Below are 19,156 nucleotides of genomic sequence, written 5' to 3'. Positions count from 1 at the left end.
ACCAAAATATCCGGGGACGGGCGGGTTTATTGGAGCTCGCGAGAGTTGATTGAAGATATTGGTTAACCCGCCCCTGCACGACATATCCTGTTTAGGTTTGACCGATGTTTTGCGGTTTCTTGCCGATTGAGAGTGCCGGCAATATTTGATATTTCAAAGCAATGCCCGTAGCTACAAATAAGGCAATAATCAGCGCCCCAATTCCTACGGGACTCGGAATCCAGAATATCGCCTCCAAATAGTTAACTTCCCCGGGTTTGAGCTTCCAAACTAACTGTTTTCCCTGCTGATAGCTTTCGGGAACCAGCGCACCGGCGACAGTTTCAATACTTTCGGCACCCCAAGGCGTGTTCAAACGAAACTCTAGCTCCAACAGTCCCCCCGGGCTCAGCAGCAGACTGCCATTAGAAGAAAGCAGTGAAAGAGAGCGCAAATCCAATTCCAAACTCAACCGATTTCGCAGCACCAATAACAAATTATTCTGCTTGACACTAAGGTGAGATTCAAACTTCGGCAAATCTGTTTCTAGCGGACTTGCGACCCGATATTTTGCGGTTGGTGCGATCGGATTGTAAAATTGGTTAAATTTGTCTTCCAACTCGGCTCCATTATTGAAAGGAATCCTCACTAGAACTTCTGTGGGCGAAAGCCGTTTAGTTTTTCCGTCAAGCAACCTCACCCGGCGTTCTACGCTTTTCAACCATTCTGCAACAGTTTCGCTGCTGAAGCTCGTCAACCTTTCCCCCAGTTTAATGTGCTGCACGATTTCGCCGCGAGTTTGACTCTCAAAGTTAACCCCGACATCGTACTGAACGCATCCAGTCACTAGAGTTAAAAGGCAAAAAACCAAAGGTAAAAGAAAGAAAAAATTCTTTTTATTCTTCCCAGTTCCATCCTTGACATTTTGCTCTTTCATGATACATTTTTCCCTATTTTTACGTATTTGCATGAATTAGCAAAGCGTTGAATTGCCGACACTGTTTCTATGTTTGTTCTGCACGTTTGAACTGGTTCCTAGGCTCTGCCGGGGAACCCATGTCCAGAGGCTTTGGCTCGCAAGCTTTCATCCAAATTCGAGGCAGAGCCTCACGATATGTATTACCAGGCAGAGCCTGGTAACGAGTAAAACCGCACTGAACTTATTGTCTCGAAGCTACACCCAACTGTTGAAACAGTATACTCGGCAAATATGCCGCACCGCCTACCCATTCGGCTTCGCTGCTCAAATCTGCCAAATTTTTAAAGGCTTCAAAAATGCTGCCTGCCACCATTGTATTCTTGACGCGGCCGACAATTTTGCCTTTTTCTACTTTATAGCCTAAGTCCAAATTGACAGAAAATTCGCCAGCTAACTGATTGGACTGACCGGCACCTAAAACCTGCTCTACTATTAGACCTTCGTCCATGCTAGCAATCAAGTCTTGAGTGGCGGTATTTCCTGGGGAAATGCAAAAGTTAGTCAAATCCGGGCCTGGGCGAGACAATCCGCTGCGAAAACCGTTGCCAGTCGATCGTACACCAGCGCGAGCGGCCCACCTGCGATCCCAATAAAATCCGGTGACAGTACCTTTGTCTATCAAGACTTTGCGGGTGGTGGGCGTACCTTCGTCGTCAAAGGGACAAGCAGAAGGGCCTAAAGTGGGGTCTTCAAAAAAGGTAAAGCGTTTGTCAAATAAGGTTTCGCCGATTTTGTCGGCTAGGGGAGAGGCTTTTTGAACTACTGTTTGACCTGAAAGGATGGTATCAAACAGGCTGCCGAGGGTGCTAGCGGCGGCTCTGGGGGTAAATAATACTGGGTAGGAACCGCTGGTGATGGTGGCTGGATGTTCGGCGAGGCGGTATTTTTCGAGGAGTGATTGGAGGATGCTGTCGGTGTCTAGGGGACGATCGCGCGCTACGTCGTAACTGTATGCTTGCATAAAGTCTTCTCCCTTGACCAAATTGCCAGCAATAGTGCCGCTGACTATTTGGCTGTACATTTCGGCGTCAACGTCTCGCGTCGTGGCAACTTTCACGCGACTGGTGCGGACGTGAAAGCCGACATCTACCATAATATCGGGATTGTAGGCGTGAACTTGCTCGATCAGGTTTTTGCCGTTTTCGACTAATTCTTGAGTTGTGGGCGGAGTGTAGGTGGTTTCCGGGCCTTTGAGGTGGAAGTTGGAGGCGAGTTCAAATTCTGCGGGGTCGCCGATTTCGGCTGTTTGAATCGCTGCATCTACTAAATCGTCTATCCGCGTCAAATCTGTGGAACTGGCAAAACCGATTTTGCCATTGTAAATCAGCCGGAGTGCTACGCCTCGGAGGGCTTTGGTTTGCAGGGATTTGAGGCGATTGTTTTCAAATTCGATGGGGGTGTCTTGACTCGACAGGTAGTATACTTCAGCCGCACCGGCGCGCTGAGAGGCCAATTTCAAAATCTGGTCTACGGTTGAATCGCTCACAATAATCGCCTTTCTGGTTTGGTCTTTTTTTTATTTTAGCAATTATCGCTATTCAACATCTGACCAAGAATTTCAAAGGTCGTACCCGCCACGTGATTTATCCGTGGAATCAATCCAAAATCTAAAATCTAAAATCCTCAAGAAAGAGCATTTATCTCGCGCAAGTCAATCTCAAATCTCAAATCCTCAAGAAAGAGCATTTATCTCGCGCAAGTCAATCTCAAATCTCAAATCTAAAATCGCGCAATCGATTGACTCCTGCCTCATGCTCGATAATTAATCCGTGTATCAGTGTCGTTCCTTACTTCTTCCTTGTCCTCTAATTGTAATTCACACTGTTTAAAAACATAGTTAACGGCTGCAAACAGTCGTTCTAAGTCCTGAATAGTATAGAAAATTTTATTTTGAGTAAACATATCTAATTTGAACTTGCCAAACTGCCAAACTGCCCCATTAGAAACAATACCAAAGATAGTTTGTTCCGGTTCATTGTTAAGTCGCTGCACGGCGATCGTTTCTGCCAAACACTGCCCCCATCCTTCATCAAATGCGCTCTCTTTCTTGGCTTCAACTAATATGAAATAGGGCTTGTCAAAAACTACTGTGCCAAGGGGGGAGCGCTTGGCCAATATATAATCTAGAATTCCTGACAGATTCTCATTATAGACTAAGGTTTGGTGACTCCAGATTAGAAAATTACTGCGATATTTTTTCCAAACTTCTTTTAATACAGGATAAATGATATTTTCACAAATGGCGATTTCCGAGTTGTCAAATACTCCCTCATTGAAAATCAATTCTAATTCATTCCGAAAAACGTCGCTGACTGCAAATTCTGTTTCGACAATGAAATTATCTCGCAGGTAATTAATTTGGAATTCTTTGGCGACCGCACTGATACTTTTATAATTGCTAAAAGGCATTGCTTAACTTCTCTCAGTAGGGGTAAGGTGCGCCTCGGCGCACCCTAGAGATAGAGTTGGTGAGAAGGAAAAAAATTATTAATAACTAATAAATAAGCCGATCAAAATTAGCCCGATCGCGATTAACGCCACCCAGATAAACCGATTGTCTTTCGTATTAACCTGACTCAAATCTACAGGCTCTGGTACGACTGGCTTGGGTTTAGCGTACTTGATATCAGCGTTCGGATTGGCTTGAAAACTGATTGATTGATTTTCATCTAAAGCTGCCAAATCGGGGATTTTCACCATCCATTCAGGAGGTATAGTGAGTTTGGGAGCTTCGAGAATGAACAGCAAGCGCTTTGCTTGCTGGCGGGTTTCTAGGCGGGGATGGCGGGTGAGTTGCCTGCAAAGCTCGATCGCCCTTTCTGTATTGCCAGAGGCTTCGTAGGCTGTCACTAACCACATCTGCACCTCACCGCCCAACCGCGAATTTCGATCGACTAAACCGGTAGCTGTTTCTAAACTCTGCACAGCTTGAGCATACCGGCCACTCTCAAAAGCTACTTGCCCAGCTTGGTACTCAGTTTGAACAATTTCTAACTTTTCTGAAGTCACGAGCACCCACCCAATTCACAAATATTAATTCCCAAATTCCCCAAACGCTAGAATTCGCTGTTGTGTTGCGGCATACCCGACTCGTTGTCGCGTTTGGAACCCAGCAAGTCTAAATGGTCTACTTTAATTACCGGCTTCGAGCGATTTGCTCCGCTATTGCGGTCTTGCCAGCGATCGAACTTCAAAGAGCCAGTTACGCCAATTAGAGAGCCTTTGCGAACGTAGTCAGCAGCAATCTGCGCTGTTTTGCCCCAGATTTCCAGATTGAACCAGTCTGGTTGATCGCTGTTCTTGGTTCTGCGGTTCACTGCCAGCGTCAAATTACACTTAACTGTACCCGACTCAAAATACTTTACGTCCGGGTCGCCGCCGACGCGGCCTACTAAAGTTACAACATTAAGACTCATAAACTTTTTTGGGAATGTGGTCGATCGGTGATGTAGTTAAACAGTCCACACGCGCATTAGCCTCCAAACTGAACTTGGAACAGCGCTTGTGAGGCTTCATCCTGATTGTACACCCAGTTAGGAGAACATATTGATTGTGGATGATTGGCAAGTCTGCGCTCACCTGAGCTCGACAATGTACATTTCTGACTAGACTCAGGATGAAAAACGTAATAGAATCCACCTCGGTTACACTTTTGTAACAACATTATTGCACACAATAGTATTTTAGTTTTTGGGGGGGGGTACAAATCAGTGGGTCTTCTCAATCGATTTTCGTTATCTAGAGATATGGGTATCGACCTCGGTACTGCTAACACGCTCGTTTATGTATCGGGCCAAGGTATTGTTCTGCAGGAACCTTCTGTAGTGGCGATCGACCAAGATTTAAAAATACCGCTGGCTGTTGGAGAAGAAGCAAAAAAAATGCTCGGGCGCACGCCAGGGAATGTCATCGCACTGCGCCCGCTTCGCGACGGCGTAATTGCAGACTTCGATACGGCAGAACTGATGCTCAAGACTTTTATCCGCAGGGTTCACGAAGGCCGAAGCTTAGTTTCGCCGCGGATCATTATTGGCATCCCCAGCGGTGTCACCGGAGTCGAGAGGCGTGCTGTCATTGAGGCGGCGACTCAGGCTGGTGCTAGAGAAGTACGGTTAATTGATGAACCCATCGCGGCGGCGATCGGGGCTGGACTGCCTGTTGCTGAGGCGACTGGCAATATGATTATAGATATAGGCGGAGGTACTACGGAAGTTGCGGTTTTGAGTTTGCAAGGTACGGTGATCAGCGAGTCTGTGCGGGTAGCCGGCGACGAACTCAATGAGGCGATCGTCCAATACATGAAAAAAGTTCACAATTTGGTCATCGGCGAACGCACTGCTGAAGAAATTAAGATTCAGGTTGGTTCTGCATATCCAACTCCAGAGGATGACGATGTAATGATGGAAGTGCGGGGCTTGCACTTACTGTCTGGTTTGCCGCGAACTGTTACTATCAAAGGCCCAGAAATTCGCGAAAGTATGTCGGAACCGCTTTCAGTAATTGTGGAAGCTGTCAAGCGTACTTTGGAACGCACCCCGCCGGAATTAGCAGCAGATATTATTGACAGGGGAATTATGCTGGCTGGTGGCGGCGCGCTGATGAAAGGTTTAGATACTCTGATCAGTCACGAAACAGGAATTGTCACTCACGTGGCAGCCGATCCGCTGTGCTGCGTGGTTTTGGGAACTGGTCGAGTATTGGAAAACAAACAGTTGGAACGGGTTTTCAGCGGGCAGTCGTCGCGTAATATGTAGTTAAAAAATTTGGGATTGTGGATTTAGCAATAAATACGGCTGCAATCTCAAATCTAAAATCCTGACTTAACAATTTTAGATTAGTGAAATTATGCTAAAAAATACATTCCGAAAGTGGTGGGATCTGCGGCTGCAAATTGCTCTTTTAGGTTTAGCTGTAACTGCCGCTTGGGGAGTTCGACAAACACAAGGTGCGGCAGTATTTGAAGTTTACAATTGGGTGACTCGTCCGTTTCACGCCAACGGATCTGCACAAGAGGAGCTCATCTCGGCGCGCACTCAAGAATTGCAAGCGCAGCTATTAGAATCAGAGACTCAAAATCAGAAGCTAAAAGAGCTTTTAGGTTACGTTTCTGCTAAGAAACCTAAAGGGATTGTAGCTCCTATTGTCGGTCGCAGCGCCGACCACTGGTGGCAGCAAGTAACCTTGGGGCGCGGCAGTAAGGATGGCATCAAAACAGATTTTACTGTGATGGGCCCCGGCGGTTTAGTAGGCAGAGTTGTCAGCGTTACTCCTAATACTAGCTTGGTGCTGTTAGTCAGCGACGCTACGAGTCAATTGGGTGTGGGAATTACCCGCAGTCGCCACATGGGTTTTATGCGCGGTAAAGGGGGTAATCAGGCTGTGATGGAGTTTTTTGATAATGTTCCCAATGTCAAGCCTGGGGATGTGGTTTCAACCTCTTCTTTCAGTCAGTTGTTCCCTCCTGGTTTGCCGGTGGGAAAAGTGGTTTCGGTGGATATGAATAAAACTCCGGCTCCAGAAGCTGTGGTTGAGTTTTCTGCACCGATGAATGCTCTGGAGTGGGCGGTGGTTTACCCCCACTCTAAGCAAGCCGAAACAAAGGATTCGCAGAGTCAATCTTCTGCACCATCCGAGGGAGCACAGCAACAATGAAAGCTTTATCTCGGATGTCTTCGCGATCGCGCCAATTTCTCAACTTCGCAGTTACATTTCTATCTGTGATGCTGTGCATACTGATATTGCCCACTCGGATGCCGGGAATGGAATTGCTGGGAATTGGACCGAACTGGCTGTTAATTTGGTTGGTAGCTTGGAGTATTAAGCGGAAACGTACAGTTTGGGGAGCTGCAAGCATGGGCTTGGTTTTGGGGTTTCTTCAAGATGCGATGACGGCTCCTCATCCCACCCACGCTGTCAGTCTAGTTGTTGTAGGAGTCTTAACAGTTGTTTTGCAGAAAACCTGGTCGATTCCGGTAGATATTGTTGAGAGAGATCCGATTCCGATGGCGTTAATTGTGTTTGGGATGGCGGTGGTAGCGGAAACGGTGATGGGGCTGCAATTTTTTACTATGGGCGATCGGGCTTTACTGGAAATTTGGAGCTATCATCAGCGAGTGGCTTTGTGTTCTGCTATTCTTAGCAGTCTTTGGGCTCCGGTGATTTATTTTCCGCTCAATCGCTTGTGGGAAATGACCAGGAATCTAGAAAAGCCTTAGTCAGTTATTAGTCAGCAGTCATGAGTCCTTAGTCAACAGTTAACCGTCAACAGTTAACTGTTAACTAATTACTGTTAACTGGAGTCATTCTACTATTATTTGTTGTCCGGAACCTAATAAGTGATGAACGGCAATAATCAAGTTGCTGAGAATGAAATTAGGCTGGTGCTTTTGGAGTTGATAGCGGCTGCGAATTCCGCAGGTAACGGCAATTGTAGGTATTCCCAATGCTTTTCCTGCGAGGATGTCTGCTTCTGTATCTCCGATCATCCAAGCAGAACCCAGCGATGACTCAAATTCTTCTGCCACTTCAGCCAACAATTCAGTTTTTAAGGCTGTATAGTTATGGTAGGCGGCATCGACCATCTGACTGCCGCGAATGCTGGTAAACAGTCTGGCTAAACCGTAATTTTGTAACAGTTGAACGGCTTGATTTCTCGGCCGCAGGGTGACTAAAATCAGCCGCACGCCGCGGGAGTGCAGAAGTCCGATCGCCCATTGCACTCCCGGCTGGATGCGATCTAAGTGCAACAAGTCTGGCTGATTGACAATCTGACTGACGCATCCGAGAAAAACGTGAATTTCTTCTCCCGACAAGCCGGAACTTTTGGCTATTTCAGCATCGGGCACTCGGTTTTGTTTCATTTGCCAAAACTGCTGTTTGCTGAGGATGTGAAGGTTGAGGTTGATTCCCCGATCGAGATAAGCTGCTTGAGTATCGGCCAATCCCTGTTGGTAGGTAGTGTAGTAGCGATCGGACACATCGACTATGGGCCCGTCTAAATCGCAAAATACCGTCATCCGGGGGGACGAGTCAGCCTCTGATGGTAGCTTGGACTGAAGGTTTTCGGAGTCTTGGGCGACAGCAGTTAACATAAAAGGTTAAGTAAATCAAGGGAGCTATACATTTCTTGACTGTAGCAAAAAATGTATAAGTTATAATACATAAATTTTAATCATTTTATTAAAAAAACCTATTAATTTTTTGAGGATGGGGTTCAATAAAGGCGAGGGGGCCTGTGCGTCCATAACTTCAAGGGAAAAAGTGATTTTTGTGGCTGTTGATCTGTGCTTTAGCCATTAAAGTTTAGAATTAAGTTTTTAGTCTTTTGTAATTTACCCATGCTCAAACAAAGCGATTTTGTTAGGAATTCGGACACTAATCGAGTAGAGGTGCTGTCCGAAGCACTGCCTTACATTCAACACTTTGCCGGTCGCACCATTGTGGTCAAATATGGCGGTGCGGCGATGAAAGATAGCAATCTCAAAGACAAGGTAGTTCGGGATATTGTGCTGCTAGCTTGCGTGGGGATGCGTCCGGTTGTGGTTCACGGCGGCGGCCCGGAAATTAATATTTGGCTGGAAAAATTGGGAATTGAGCCGCAATTTAAGGATGGTTTGCGGGTGACTGATGCCGCGACAATGGAAGTTGTAGAAATGGTTTTGGTGGGTAAAGTAAATAAGGAAATTGTTTCGTTAATCAACCAAGCTGGCGGCAAAGCAGTGGGATTGTGCGGCAAGGATGCCAATCTGATTCAAGCTCGTCCAGATGGCCGGGAAGGAATTGGATTTGTTGGTGAAGTCAGCGGCGTGAAAATCCAGATTTTGGAGTCTTTGGTGAACAGCGGTTATATTCCGGTGGTGTCGAGCGTGGCAGCCGATGAAAACGGTCAATCTTACAACATTAATGCTGACACGGTAGCTGGGGAAATTGCGGCTGGTTTGGGAGCAGAAAAGTTGATTTTGATGACTGATACGGCGGGAATTTTAGAGGATTATCACAAACCTGAGAGTCTGATTGCTAAGTTAGATATTCAGGAAGCGAGAGAGTTGGTTGAGTCGGGAGTTGTCTCTGGGGGGATGATTCCGAAGGTTAATTGTTGTGTGCGGAGTTTGGCTCAGGGTGTGAAGGGTGCTCACATTATTGACGGTCGAATTCCTCATGCTTTGCTGCAAGAAATATTTACGGATGCGGGGATTGGGTCGATGATTGTTGCTTCTGAGTTTAGCAGCGCGAACTTAAGGCCTAAGTAAGGTGTAAATCCTAGCGTGGGGAGGGCGGGTGCGTGAAAGGGGTAAACTCGCTGCGATTGGGTATATCCTAACTAAACCTGCCCCTAAAAACCTTGAGAAGGTACTGCTCGGAAAATACTTCAACTAATTCTAACCGTTGTTGGATTTCAGCTTTTGTTAAACTACGATCAAACACTTTAGAGTTTTGGATTCTGTTGCGATTCTCAAGCCGATTTCCAATACGCGATTAGCGCTAGTGGAACCAGAATACGCATCTATTTCTAGTTTGCCAGTTGGACTTGTGGGAACTATTATTGAAGTGTATGAGACGGGAAAGGAATGTCAGTATTTAGTGGAGTTTGCTGATAGTCAAGGGAGTGAATATGCTATGGCTATGTTGAAAGCTGATGAAATTTTAGTTCTGCAATATGAACTCGAAGTTGCTTAGTAATGCGAGGAGAATAGAAGTTAGATAAGGGCGATCGCACTTTAGGAAAAAAGGGCTATTTCCTACGGGATAGCTACGCACCCGCGTACTTTGAAAAAGCAACAATTGCGTTGCACCCAAAACATTAGGAAACTGCTTTGAGGTATGGCGTGACAGGCTTCAAATCGATGTCATCGTTGTCAGTCAGTATTTTAAATAAATGACGCGGGATGCCGGCTGCCATCAAAACTTCCAAATCGCGATCGAGCTTTGAGAAGTCCTCGTAGATACCCACAAACTGAGTTACGCAAGCTAAAGATGAATCTTTCGGGTCATTGACTCCCGTGTATTTGTACTGAATATCAAAACCTGCTTTTTCCCCAATTTCTTCGAGATCCCAGTCTACAAGATTAATATCTATCGCTTCAACGGCTAGGGCAATATGACCGGGCGGTATGGGGTCAAGAGGCTCGCAGCACCAACCCTCAGAATTGTTCCAGATGCTCTTACCAACTGATTCTCGAATTTTCATGTATTTTCCCTCACTGAAAGTAGCAGCGAAACCAGAGTTTGCGGCCGGGGCGAAGGCATTTTTTACCTGTCACTGAAGAGTCTGTACATCAGAATATGCCAGAATTTTTGCATCAGCAGTTAGTAAGGGACACCCGCAAATCCTCGCAGTTGCCACAATAATTTGATCTGCTGGATCGCGGTGAAAACCTGTGAGTTTAGTTGACTCGACAATGATGGGAATGGTGAGTTCGAGTAGCTGCACTCCGGGATAAGCCAAAGCTTGTTTTAACCACTCATCAACTGTAACGGACAAAGTAAGTCTTCCCATTTCTACTAATTTAGCAACCTCCCAACAAGAAATGATGCTGATTCCTAAACCTTGAGATTGATATTGTTGTATCCAGTCCCGATGTTTCTGAGTCAGTCGTGTGTTATCATCAACCCACCAAACCCATATATGAGTATCTAGTACAATCATTGTAACACTTCCCAATCTTCCAAGGAAACCGCAGGTTCAAACGGCTCATCATAGCCAATGACAGTGCCTCGCAAAGGATATAGAAAAGTATTTTTCATGGTTTCATTTACCAAATTTAGATAGCTAATGAATTCTCGATATCCATCCAATTCTGTTTGTTCTTCGGGAGTGAGATTTGATGCTTGTTGTTGAGCTGTTAAAGTTTGAATTCGTTCCTGGGTTTGAATAGAAGCGCTAAATATTAAGAGTCCGTTGACCAACTCAATGCGGACAGAACCTTCGCTGGGCAAGCTGTTGGGTAAGTGAGGCAGCTTGATGGGCAAATTAGCAATCATGGCATTAATTGACTGTATTTGATGTTGATTTTTTAATTATACCGATCGCTCTGGTGAATTTGATAGTGGTTGCCATGCTGAAATTATAGGTCGATCGCACTTTGGGAAAAAAGGGCGATCGTACTTTCTATAACTTTACTTAACGGGCTTCCAACTATCGAGAGATTCCCGAATCGAACTTAATTGACTGAGGTACTCAATAAGCTTGGCTTTTTGATACTCAAGACGAGCCAGAATTTCCGGCGCTTCTGCTTCTTTCGTTTCCCGTTCCTTCAAAACGCGATCGAAGTCATTTTGAAACCTGTTGATATAATCATTGATTTGCCGTTCGGCACTTTTAAAATCCGTAGAAACTTGTTGCTCTATCACCTGCTCTAGCAGCAACTGGCTTCCTGATACATTGTCATCAATTTTGTGCTTAATTTGTTTTACAGTTTGGCGCAAGTCAACTTGATAAATAGTACGTTGGTCTTGAACTTCAATTGTTTTTTCAATAGGAACGTCTACCGTGTAAGTTTGATCGCCCTTACATAAACTCTTTGATTTTTTTGTCCTGCTTTTCTTTTTAAGCTCAGTTATCTTTTCAGTCCTGGTAAATATCTCTACTTGACGTTGAATCCCTGCATCAATTCCGGGAAAATCAAAACTCGGAAACTGAATCGGGTTAATATTCAGTCTAACCTGTAAAGTATCACCCAAATAATTAGACAACTCATCAGATATTTTTTGAATATCTTCTTGAATCTTTTCGGCTAACTGCTCTCGGATGCTAGTACCCTCTCGAACTAACTGATCTTGAGTATCTATCCACCAACTTTCAATACTTGGCGCACAAACATCATTAATAGTTTTTAGGATTTTTTGAGCTTCAGTCTGAGTCTTACAACGGATAATGTATGGATCGAACTTTTCAGGCTTATCATCTTGTTCAGATACAGAACCATTGAAATTGTCAGGAACAGTTTCACTCAGTTTATCCCAGAGAGATGTGCTCAATTTGAATGCTTTGCCTAATCCCTCACCAAAAACAGGGATAGATCCTAATAGTGCTTCTCCAATTTCTCCCACTATTTGTCCGACGAAGCCCTTTTTTTCAACTTTGGATCGTGGTTGGGGAAGATATTTAGTATCTTTTGGTTTTGGAGAGTTAGCGGAACGTGCTCCTGCAATCTTATCTATCTCACTGGTTATCTGAGTTTTAGCTTCATCAGCAAATGTGTTAATGCCTTGACTAAATCCTTGAATTAGTATTTGCTTTTGTACCTCCACGGCTGTTTTTACTAATTCAACTCGGCTCCTCGCATTTTCTGAGCGTTTCCTGTACTCTTCTACTTTTTGTTTGAGGGCTTCAATCCCCATTTCCCAACCCCGGATCTCTGTATTCAGAGTATCCTCAATAGCCTTAGCAGCTTTATCGATTTCTGCCACCACCTCACTCAATAAATTCCAGCCAGAATTTTGAGTAATCCTTTGAATGACTGTTTCTTGAATGGTTAGGATACCGCTATCTGCTAGTGCTTGCGCTGCTATTTTTCGGGGTGCAGGAATAATCTGGTTTCCTTCCTCATCTTCCGTGGCATACCTAGCACTAAAGAATTTTTTAAAGTCTTTGGTTTCGCTTTCAGTGGCCTTTTCTTGCTGAATCAGTTTCGCTAGAAGTCCTTGTCTAGAACTAGCAGGGTAAATAACTGGATTGCAAAAGCCAAAGCCAACTAACTCTCGCTCTAAATCTTTAATGACATCAGCAATTTCTTTGTCTCTCTCTGTTTTTTGGTCAACTTTATTCAAAATAAAGTAAATTTTTCCCGTGTTCTCAGCTATAAAATCCTTACGATTTTCAACAACATCCTTAAACAAATCGGCAACTGCATTATCTTTGTAGGATGCGTAGTTTAAAATAAACAGAATGGCATTGCAGGTTCGCAGTGCTTCTAGTGCTGTCTGCTTTAGTTCATTAATGTTGAAGTTTGCAGACTCCCACTCATTAGGGCCGGGAGTATCAACTAAGGTAAAGCCTGTGAGAGAAGATAATTGGCTAATTGCTTCAATCGGATGCTCTATCTCAAAGCGTGTAGTGTTATCGGGATTGCCTTGTTCTCGGATTTCACGGGTACGCAGCAGGAATTTTTGCTGAATTTCGCCTGCATCACCCTCAACAAGAATGACTGGTTTTCTTTCTCCTTCTCGATACTCTAAAAGTTTAGGGGTTTCGCCTGGTTTAATGTGTCGGACATCTGTACGGCAGATAGTACAGGCGGCCGTTTCACTCGCCAGTACATCAGCACCGATGATAGAATTCAAGAAGGTGCTTTTGCCAGCTTTCATTGCTGCAATGACGGCTACTTGATATTTCTGATCTTGCAAAGCCTTTAAAGCTTTGTTAATTTCATCTTCAATGCTTTGTAGCCCTTGACTTTCATCTCCCTGAATGCCGAGCCCCTCTTGAAATTCTTTAAGATATTGTAAGAGGCGATAACCTGTGTCCTTGATGCTGTTGTAGGCTGCTTGGAATTCTTGAGAAGACATAAATTAATAATGGTGAAAAAAAAATGACACAAAGATAATTGCCCGATCATTTCAGTCGGTTTCAACCGACTTTAGTTATTAGCCAGGGACTTCAGTCCCTGGCGCGAGTCAATGTTTAGTCGTCAGAAAGAGCCTTGCTAATCCCGTAAAATGCCAAACCTGCTAATGCACCTACGGCTATACCAACGGGGCCAGCAGCAGCACCCATACCTGCACCTCCACCAACAGCACCAATTGCCGTAAAACCAGAAGCAGCTACCACACCAGCACCCGCAGCAGCACCCGCAGCAGCGGAACCTGCCGCTTTCGCTATTTCATCACCTTTAGCCATTGGAATACCTCAGTGTAAGGGACAAAAACTAACTGTTTGACTAACGAAAGTTAACTAAACAGGCAAAATTTGAAATATCGCGATCGCACTTTCCCGCTTTTCTAAGTATTTGCACTGAGACAATGAGTGGGTAATTTAATACTAAACTACCTATTGTTAGCAAACAACTAACAAACGCTAGCAATTTCGGTTATGCTATTGTTAGCCACATCTCACCACACCCGAAAATGGCATCAAAAGAAGATTTATTTGCCGAAGCCGCCAAACACTGGGACTTAGAAAGACTTTACCAAGCTTTTGCAGAAGCTAAACGGCAAATCTCTCCCCGATCGCGCAGGGGATTAACAGAAACAGAAAAACTTTACCTCCGAGGATTGCTTTCCGGTTGCAGTCCCGCCGAAATCGCCCGCCAACTGTTTCAGAGTTCCAAAAGTGCAGAGGTTTATTTGTGTAAAACTTTATACCAGTATGTTTAAAAAATCGCAGATGTACCTAACGAACCTGTAGGAAATTGGCGCAATATTTGCGATCGGCTAGAAGAAGCCGGATATAAAACTCAGTCTTCTCCTGAATTTAAAATAAATAATTCTGTACCTACAGAAGCATTAATAAAGATAGTTAATATAGCTTGGCTGGAGCAAAGTACAATATCAATGGATATTAACATCCAATTAACATTCCCCTCCACTTCAGAAACTCCGAAAACAGAAGATTTGGCTAAAAACGGTTAGATGGGCGATCGCACTTGGGGACAGAAAGGGATCTCGCCCCTCCACACAGAGGCAAAAATGTTAATAATCTTATAGCTGATAGTTTTAGAAGGAACTTTTTGATAAGATATCAAAATTAAAACTGTTTTACCGCTCGGATTTTACCTGAAACAATAAAATCAGTCAAATTTATGTCTCGATTAAGTATCAGATCGAACAACAAAGCTCTGGGCTTTGTGCTGGGTTTATTAATTTTTGTCATTTTCATTCCCGGCTGTTGGGCTTTAACAACTAATATTGCTCCCACAGCAGCACGGCAAACAGATAACAAAGTAGCTGTGCGTACAGATGTACAAAATACGTCAAATTCTCGCTCTTCTTTAGGAGTAGGGCTTAATGGTATTGCTGACTACTCCACACAATTACCCTTTTTAGATGCTTTCAAATCTTCTAGACAATGGATAACTCAATGCGTCAGCGGACAACCAAACTGTAAAGGTGAATGGGATACAGAGGAGTATAATCTTTTAAATCTTGATGAAAATGGGTGGGTGAAGTCTCTCCCATCCCCCGAAGATGCTCCTAAATATACTAGGGTAAGTACGCTATTACTTAGGGAAATCCCCAATCGCTATCCTTCAGGGCAATATATTGTTAGTTATGAGGGTGAAGGTGCGATCGAATATGGCTTTGATGCCAAAAAAGATGAGGCTGCGTCGAAACCCGGGAGGGATATCATTAATGTAGATGCCACACAAGGCGGAGGCATCATGATTACAATTACTGCTACCGATCCCAAGAAAACAGGGAACTATATCCGCAATATTAAAGTTGTTCACTCCCAGGATGAACAGCTTTATCAAAGCGGTGAAATATTTAATCCGCTGTTTATAGACAAGATTAAAAAATTTAGAGTCTTGCGTTTTATGGACTGGATGGCGACAAATGGTTCGGAACAAAAAGACTGGTCAAACCGACCTAAACCAGAGAGTATATCCTATGCTTACAGAGGAAATGTTCCCATAGAAGTTATGGTGAAGTTAGCTAACAAAATCAAAGCAGAACCCTGGTTTAATATGCCGCATCAGGCTACGGATGAATATATGACTAACTTTGCTAAAATGGTCAAAGATAGTTTAGATCCAAAGCTGAAAGTTAATGTAGAGTATTCTAATGAGGTTTGGAATTGGTCATTTCCACAATCGCATTATGCTTTGGAACAAGGTAAAGCGAAGTGGGGAGATAAAGGCGATGCTTTTATGCAATGGCACGGAATGCGTAGTGCTCAAATGTGCGATATCTGGAAAGGGGTTTTTGGGGACCAAAAGAATCGAGTTGTCTGCGTGTTAGGAACTCAAAGAGCTTGGAGAGAGTTAGAAACTTATGCTTTAGAGTGTTCCTATTGGGTGGCTGAAGGCAATAAACCTTGTTATCAACACGGTATTGATGCCTTAGCCATAGCTGGATATTTTAGCGGAAACTTGGGCGGGAAAGAAAGTCTCAGTACAGTAGAGTCTTGGTTGAAGGACGCAGATGGCGGGTTTGGCAAAGCTTTTAAACAATTAAGAGAGGGCGGGTTATTTCCTGGCTTCAAAGATAGTTTGCCCGATGTTGAGAATGACTTTAAGTATTTTTTAGATGTGGCTCAAAAAAAAGGTCTCAAGTTATTTGTTTACGAGGGGGGTCAACATATTGTGGGTATTGAAGGAGTTCAGGATAACGAAAAAATGACGAAGTTTTTTATGGAATTAAATAGGCGTCCAGAAATGTACGATCTGTACACTCAATTACTCAATAGTTGGAAACAAGCTGGAGGCAGTCTTTTCATGCACTTTGTGGATGTGAGTTCATTTAGTAAGTGGGGAAGTTGGGGGGCTTTGGAGTATGTGGAACAAAAAGGCTCGCCTAAGTATGATGCTTTGATGGATTTTATTGATAAGAATCCTTGCTGGTGGGATGGCTGTGCTGTTGAAGGATGATGAGGAATTTGGGTGCAATCAAGAATCGTTCGATCGCACTTCCTCAAACTCTTCAGCATCCCCCGGCAAACTAGAACCCTCGCTACTCCTCAACCTGGACAATTCCCCATTACTCGCACCAGCACCGTAACCCCCAGGATACCTATCCTCCAAACTCGAATCTCTCAGCGAAATCGCACTTCTTTGACTCGGTGACAATCTATCTGTCGAACGGCGATTTGTCCCAGAAATCGGCGGCTTGCGAGTTAAAGTTTTCCAAGCAGCCTTAATCCCAGTCACCACGCTGCGAGTAGTTACCTGTACGTTTTGCGCCTGCTTTTTGGCGCTACCAATACTTCGATCGACCTGTTTGACAACCTCGCCCGCACTTTGTACTCCCTCGCTGACATCATCTGTCAACTCGCTAATTTCCAGCCCCGTCAACCGAATCGCCTCCAAAGTAGGCGGAAATTCGCGAGAAAGCGTGTCAGCGAGCTTTTCCACGCTGCGGGCCGCCCGTGCCAGCGCTTGTACCGCAGGTATTAAAGTCACTAAAACAGCAGTCAGGCTAACTGCCACTAGCAAAATCGAAAGTCCTAGCCAAAATATGGGATCGCTCACTTGAATCTGGGATTGGGGGTGGAGAATTTCATGCCATTTAGCGGATGGGAGGGCGCGACGGGGGACTCACTTCAGCTTCAGCTTCCGTCAGTGTTTGGCGTTCCCGCTGAGTCGCTTCCAAACCTGCCGCGATCGCCTCTTTGAGTCTAATCAAAGTTTCGTCCCAATTTCGGATTGCAGTTTCAGAAAGTCGATCGGCCTGCAACTGCACGCTAGTCGATAAATCTTCCGCCAACTCCGGCAAAGCATCGGCAGATTTTTTCAATATCTGCCGCGTCTCCTTGCCCGGTCGCGGTGCCATCAGCAACCCAGTCACGGCCCCGATCGCAGAACCCACAAGCAAACCGCCAATAAATAATCCTGAACGTTTAGTTGACATTTTTATAACTTCTCTCAATACACCAATTTTAGGTACGTTTGCCCGATCGCAGCCCTTTACAAAGGTAGAAATCTTGTTGAAAACCCTAGGGAGTCAGCACGGGCGGCAGTTTTAGGATAGCTTACCTCAAACGTCGATCGCGCCTGGACCAAAGCATCTGTCCCAAACCCAGCAATCCCAAAAGTTGCTGAACCTGTTGCAGTTGCAATTCCAGTTGTTGATAACGCTGTCGCAGTTGGCGGGTACCTTGCTGCCTTTTACCAAGGAAATCCGGCGACATACTGAGGACATTGCTGCTACAGCGTTCGATTGCTGCGATCCGAATTTCAAAAAGTGCGATCTTCCGCCTGATTTTCCACACCTTCGCAGCGATATAAAAGCAGACCAGAGATATCATTAAGTTGATAATTACCACACCAGCCAGCATTATTTTACCTGCTTTCAACTAATCCCTTTGACCATCTCAATAACCTTTCAGTCGTCTTCAGACGACTTAAGCTTTGAGGCAGGGGTTTAAACCCCTGCCAGACTGCCGGACTGCAACAGCCCCAAGATACCCTTTGTAAAAGTTTTAAGCCTGAGACATAGCAGGCAAACAAACCTTAGTACCGCCCAAACCGCAATAACCGTTCGGGTTTTTAGCAAGATACTGCTGATGATAGCTTTCTGCGTAATAAAACTCAGGAGCATCAATAATTTCAGTAGTAATCTTGCCGTAACCGGCCGCACTCAAAGCCTGCTGGTAAGCATCGCGCGAAGCTTCAGCTAGCTGCTTTTGGCTGGCTGAATACGTGTAAATTCCCGATCGGTACTGAGTACCCGAATCATTGCCCTGACGCATTCCTTGAGTAGGATTGTGACTTTCCCAAAAAACTTTTAGCAGCGTTTCGTAACTAATTACTTTGGGATCGAACACAACTAGAACTACTTCATTATGCCCCGTCATCCCGCTGCAAACTTCGTTGTAAGTAGGATTCGGAGTAATCCCGGCTGCGTAGCCAACAGCCGTCGAAAAAACTCCATTTTGCTGCCAAAATTTGCGTTCCGCTCCCCAAAAACAGCCCAAGCCAAACAAGGCAGTCTCCATACCGTTTGGAAAGGGAGGTTTGAGCGGATTGCCGTTAACAAAGTGACTTGCCGGTACCGACATCGACTCTGCCCGTCCCGGCAAGGCCTCTTGGGGAGAGGGCAGGCTCGACTTTTTGCCAAATCCAAATAGCACCATAAGTTTGTAAGGGGGATCTCTGATAAACGTCTTTACCTTACTTAATAATATCAGATGTATACTGAAAATAGTGGCCCTCTTAAAGGTAGAAGGTAAAAACCAGAAGGCAGATTTTTTTTACGGAAGGTTTTTGGTGATACGGCTCACTGCCAACGCAGTTTTAAATCACATTATGCCGTGTTATATGTCACCAAAACATACCTAAAATATCACCTATTGTTGAGCTAGAAATCACGCGGATTTTAGGCAAAATATCCGATTATTAAAAGTATGGTGTTGTAGTAGTTATTCAATACCAGTTATTGGGAGTGTGTAGAAATGGCCGCTAAACCTTGCAGTCAACCTTTAAAATCTAATCCGTTTATTACTTATCGCGACCCGATTACAGGCAAATGGATTGTGGTAAATCCGACTTTGCCCCAAGCAGTAGAACAAGCACAGCTAGGAGCAGCTTGAGTTCTCCTATT

General features: G+C 44.6%; 23 protein-coding genes. 8 read left to right on the top strand and 15 right to left on the bottom strand.

The annotated features are described in order from the left end of the window. Positions 1-91: 91 nt before the first annotated feature. The 5 genes from OSC7112_RS00950 to OSC7112_RS00930 form a co-directional block, all read right to left on the bottom strand. Positions 92-916, bottom strand: coding sequence for a DUF3153 domain-containing protein (locus OSC7112_RS00950; protein ID WP_015174161.1), 825 nt, complete (start codon positions 914-916; stop codon positions 92-94). Between the two features lie 223 nt (positions 917-1,139). Continuing rightward, positions 1,140-2,444 (bottom strand): TldD/PmbA family protein, encoded by a 1,305-nt coding sequence (locus OSC7112_RS00945; protein ID WP_015174160.1) that lies wholly within the window; start codon positions 2,442-2,444, stop codon positions 1,140-1,142. Positions 2,445-2,707: 263 nt separating this feature from the next. Continuing rightward, positions 2,708-3,367, bottom strand: a complete 660-nt coding sequence (locus tag OSC7112_RS00940; protein ID WP_015174159.1) for a hypothetical protein — start codon at positions 3,365-3,367, stop codon at positions 2,708-2,710. 78 nt (positions 3,368-3,445) lie between these two features. Beyond that, a complete protein-coding gene (locus OSC7112_RS00935; RefSeq protein WP_015174158.1) occupies positions 3,446-3,967 on the bottom strand; it encodes a tetratricopeptide repeat protein in 522 nt (173 codons plus the stop codon). Positions 3,968-4,014: 47 nt separating this feature from the next. Further along, a complete protein-coding gene (locus tag OSC7112_RS00930; protein ID WP_015174157.1) occupies positions 4,015-4,374 on the bottom strand; it encodes a single-stranded DNA-binding protein in 360 nt (119 codons plus the stop codon). Positions 4,375-4,704: 330 nt separating this feature from the next. Between OSC7112_RS00930 and OSC7112_RS00925 the strand changes: the two genes are divergently transcribed. The 3 genes from OSC7112_RS00925 (at position 4,705) to mreD (ending at position 7,173) form a co-directional block, all read left to right on the top strand. Continuing rightward, positions 4,705-5,712 carry a rod shape-determining protein gene (locus OSC7112_RS00925; RefSeq protein ID WP_015174156.1) on the top strand — a complete coding sequence of 336 codons (1,008 nt, stop codon included), beginning with the start codon at positions 4,705-4,707 and terminating at the stop codon, positions 5,710-5,712. A gap of 91 nt (positions 5,713-5,803) precedes the next feature. After that, positions 5,804-6,610 carry a rod shape-determining protein MreC gene (gene mreC / locus OSC7112_RS00920; protein ID WP_015174155.1) on the top strand — a complete coding sequence of 269 codons (807 nt, stop codon included), beginning with the start codon at positions 5,804-5,806 and terminating at the stop codon, positions 6,608-6,610. After that, the gene (gene mreD, locus OSC7112_RS00915; protein ID WP_015174154.1) at positions 6,607-7,173 is read left to right on the top strand and encodes a rod shape-determining protein MreD; all 567 of its coding nucleotides are present in this window, start codon (positions 6,607-6,609) and stop codon (positions 7,171-7,173) included. The genes mreC and mreD overlap by 4 nt, the downstream gene beginning before the upstream one ends. Before the next feature lie 84 nt (positions 7,174-7,257). Here the strand turns inward: mreD and OSC7112_RS00910 are convergent, their stop codons facing one another. After that, on the bottom strand, positions 7,258-8,049 hold the full coding sequence (locus OSC7112_RS00910; RefSeq protein ID WP_015174153.1) for an HAD family hydrolase: 792 nt from the start codon (positions 8,047-8,049) through the stop codon (positions 7,258-7,260). 246 nt (positions 8,050-8,295) lie between these two features. Here OSC7112_RS00910 and argB point away from each other — a divergent pair, with 246 nt between their 5' ends. Continuing rightward, positions 8,296-9,207 carry an acetylglutamate kinase gene (argB, locus tag OSC7112_RS00905; RefSeq protein WP_015174152.1) on the top strand — a complete coding sequence of 304 codons (912 nt, stop codon included), beginning with the start codon at positions 8,296-8,298 and terminating at the stop codon, positions 9,205-9,207. A gap of 184 nt (positions 9,208-9,391) precedes the next feature. Further along, positions 9,392-9,634, top strand: coding sequence for a DUF4926 domain-containing protein (locus OSC7112_RS00900; RefSeq protein WP_015174151.1), 243 nt, complete (start codon positions 9,392-9,394; stop codon positions 9,632-9,634). A gap of 124 nt (positions 9,635-9,758) precedes the next feature. On the opposite strand, the gene OSC7112_RS00895 is transcribed toward OSC7112_RS00900, so the two are convergent. From OSC7112_RS00895 to OSC7112_RS00875, 5 genes are all read right to left on the bottom strand, one after another. Then, complete coding sequence (locus tag OSC7112_RS00895; protein ID WP_015174150.1) at positions 9,759-10,145, bottom strand: hypothetical protein; 387 nt, start codon at positions 10,143-10,145, stop codon at positions 9,759-9,761. Between the two features lie 69 nt (positions 10,146-10,214). Then, positions 10,215-10,604, bottom strand: coding sequence for a type II toxin-antitoxin system VapC family toxin (locus OSC7112_RS00890; RefSeq protein ID WP_015174149.1), 390 nt, complete (start codon positions 10,602-10,604; stop codon positions 10,215-10,217). After that, entirely contained in the window at positions 10,601-10,939 is a 339-nt protein-coding gene (locus OSC7112_RS00885) for a hypothetical protein (protein WP_015174148.1), read from the bottom strand. Before OSC7112_RS00885 ends, OSC7112_RS00890 begins: the two co-directional genes overlap by 4 nt. 135 nt (positions 10,940-11,074) lie before the next feature. Further along, entirely contained in the window at positions 11,075-13,465 is a 2,391-nt protein-coding gene (locus tag OSC7112_RS00880) for a dynamin family protein (protein WP_015174147.1), read from the bottom strand. A gap of 115 nt (positions 13,466-13,580) precedes the next feature. Further along, a complete protein-coding gene (locus tag OSC7112_RS00875; protein ID WP_015174146.1) occupies positions 13,581-13,796 on the bottom strand; it encodes a hypothetical protein in 216 nt (71 codons plus the stop codon). A gap of 227 nt (positions 13,797-14,023) precedes the next feature. Between OSC7112_RS00875 and OSC7112_RS40610 the strand changes: the two genes are divergently transcribed. Continuing rightward, on the top strand, positions 14,024-14,272 hold the full coding sequence (locus tag OSC7112_RS40610; protein ID WP_223300730.1) for a helix-turn-helix domain-containing protein: 249 nt from the start codon (positions 14,024-14,026) through the stop codon (positions 14,270-14,272). A 425-nt stretch (positions 14,273-14,697) separates the two neighbouring features. Further along, positions 14,698-16,485, top strand: coding sequence for a hypothetical protein (locus OSC7112_RS00865; RefSeq protein WP_015174145.1), 1,788 nt, complete (start codon positions 14,698-14,700; stop codon positions 16,483-16,485). 18 nt (positions 16,486-16,503) lie between these two features. Here the strand turns inward: OSC7112_RS00865 and OSC7112_RS00860 are convergent, their stop codons facing one another. From OSC7112_RS00860 to msrA, 4 genes are all read right to left on the bottom strand, one after another. Next, positions 16,504-17,085: a hypothetical protein gene (locus tag OSC7112_RS00860; RefSeq protein WP_015174144.1), complete on the bottom strand. Its 582-nt coding sequence runs from the start codon at positions 17,083-17,085 to the stop codon at positions 16,504-16,506. Between the two features lie 37 nt (positions 17,086-17,122). Next, complete coding sequence (locus OSC7112_RS00855; RefSeq protein WP_015174143.1) at positions 17,123-17,464, bottom strand: YtxH domain-containing protein; 342 nt, start codon at positions 17,462-17,464, stop codon at positions 17,123-17,125. A gap of 121 nt (positions 17,465-17,585) precedes the next feature. Continuing rightward, positions 17,586-17,891, bottom strand: coding sequence for a hypothetical protein (locus tag OSC7112_RS00850; protein ID WP_015174142.1), 306 nt, complete (start codon positions 17,889-17,891; stop codon positions 17,586-17,588). Positions 17,892-18,035: 144 nt separating this feature from the next. Then, positions 18,036-18,689, bottom strand: coding sequence for a peptide-methionine (S)-S-oxide reductase MsrA (gene msrA / locus OSC7112_RS00845; RefSeq protein WP_015174141.1), 654 nt, complete (start codon positions 18,687-18,689; stop codon positions 18,036-18,038). 318 nt (positions 18,690-19,007) lie between these two features. Between msrA and OSC7112_RS39210 the strand changes: the two genes are divergently transcribed. Continuing rightward, on the top strand, positions 19,008-19,145 hold the full coding sequence (locus tag OSC7112_RS39210; protein WP_015174140.1) for a hypothetical protein: 138 nt from the start codon (positions 19,008-19,010) through the stop codon (positions 19,143-19,145). Positions 19,146-19,156: the final 11 nt, after the last annotated feature.

This window comes from Oscillatoria nigro-viridis PCC 7112 (assembly GCF_000317475.1).
Classification (GTDB): Bacteria; Cyanobacteriota; Cyanobacteriia; order Cyanobacteriales; family Microcoleaceae; genus Microcoleus; species Microcoleus nigroviridis.
The sequence above is the reverse complement of the archived record's forward strand: the minus strand, read 5'-3'. Positions and strand labels throughout refer to the sequence as shown.

Bases quoted from the DNA above. Each gene is read 5' to 3' on its own strand.
- mreC (WP_015174155.1), top strand. From the start codon at position 5,804: ATGCTAAAAAATACATTCCGAAAGTGGTGGGATCTGCGGCTGCAAATT.
- OSC7112_RS00930 (WP_015174157.1), bottom strand. From the start codon at position 4,374: ATGAGTCTTAATGTTGTAACTTTAGTAGGCCGCGTCGGCGGCGACCCG.
- OSC7112_RS00895 (WP_015174150.1), bottom strand. From the start codon at position 10,145: ATGAAAATTCGAGAATCAGTTGGTAAGAGCATCTGGAACAATTCTGAG.
- OSC7112_RS00850 (WP_015174142.1), bottom strand. From the start codon at position 17,891: ATGCTGGCTGGTGTGGTAATTATCAACTTAATGATATCTCTGGTCTGC.
- OSC7112_RS00940 (WP_015174159.1), bottom strand. From the start codon at position 3,367: ATGCCTTTTAGCAATTATAAAAGTATCAGTGCGGTCGCCAAAGAATTC.
- OSC7112_RS00875 (WP_015174146.1), bottom strand. From the start codon at position 13,796: ATGGCTAAAGGTGATGAAATAGCGAAAGCGGCAGGTTCCGCTGCTGCG.
- mreD (WP_015174154.1), top strand. From the start codon at position 6,607: ATGAAAGCTTTATCTCGGATGTCTTCGCGATCGCGCCAATTTCTCAAC.
- OSC7112_RS39210 (WP_015174140.1), top strand. From the start codon at position 19,008: ATGGCCGCTAAACCTTGCAGTCAACCTTTAAAATCTAATCCGTTTATT.
- msrA (WP_015174141.1), bottom strand. From the start codon at position 18,689: ATGGTGCTATTTGGATTTGGCAAAAAGTCGAGCCTGCCCTCTCCCCAA.
- OSC7112_RS00910 (WP_015174153.1), bottom strand. From the start codon at position 8,049: ATGTTAACTGCTGTCGCCCAAGACTCCGAAAACCTTCAGTCCAAGCTA.
- OSC7112_RS00925 (WP_015174156.1), top strand. From the start codon at position 4,705: ATGGGTATCGACCTCGGTACTGCTAACACGCTCGTTTATGTATCGGGC.
- OSC7112_RS00865 (WP_015174145.1), top strand. From the start codon at position 14,698: ATGTCTCGATTAAGTATCAGATCGAACAACAAAGCTCTGGGCTTTGTG.
- argB (WP_015174152.1), top strand. From the start codon at position 8,296: ATGCTCAAACAAAGCGATTTTGTTAGGAATTCGGACACTAATCGAGTA.
- OSC7112_RS00950 (WP_015174161.1), bottom strand. From the start codon at position 916: ATGAAAGAGCAAAATGTCAAGGATGGAACTGGGAAGAATAAAAAGAAT.
- OSC7112_RS00880 (WP_015174147.1), bottom strand. From the start codon at position 13,465: ATGTCTTCTCAAGAATTCCAAGCAGCCTACAACAGCATCAAGGACACA.
- OSC7112_RS00855 (WP_015174143.1), bottom strand. From the start codon at position 17,464: ATGTCAACTAAACGTTCAGGATTATTTATTGGCGGTTTGCTTGTGGGT.
- OSC7112_RS00890 (WP_015174149.1), bottom strand. From the start codon at position 10,604: ATGATTGTACTAGATACTCATATATGGGTTTGGTGGGTTGATGATAAC.
- OSC7112_RS00885 (WP_015174148.1), bottom strand. From the start codon at position 10,939: ATGATTGCTAATTTGCCCATCAAGCTGCCTCACTTACCCAACAGCTTG.
- OSC7112_RS40610 (WP_223300730.1), top strand. From the start codon at position 14,024: ATGGCATCAAAAGAAGATTTATTTGCCGAAGCCGCCAAACACTGGGAC.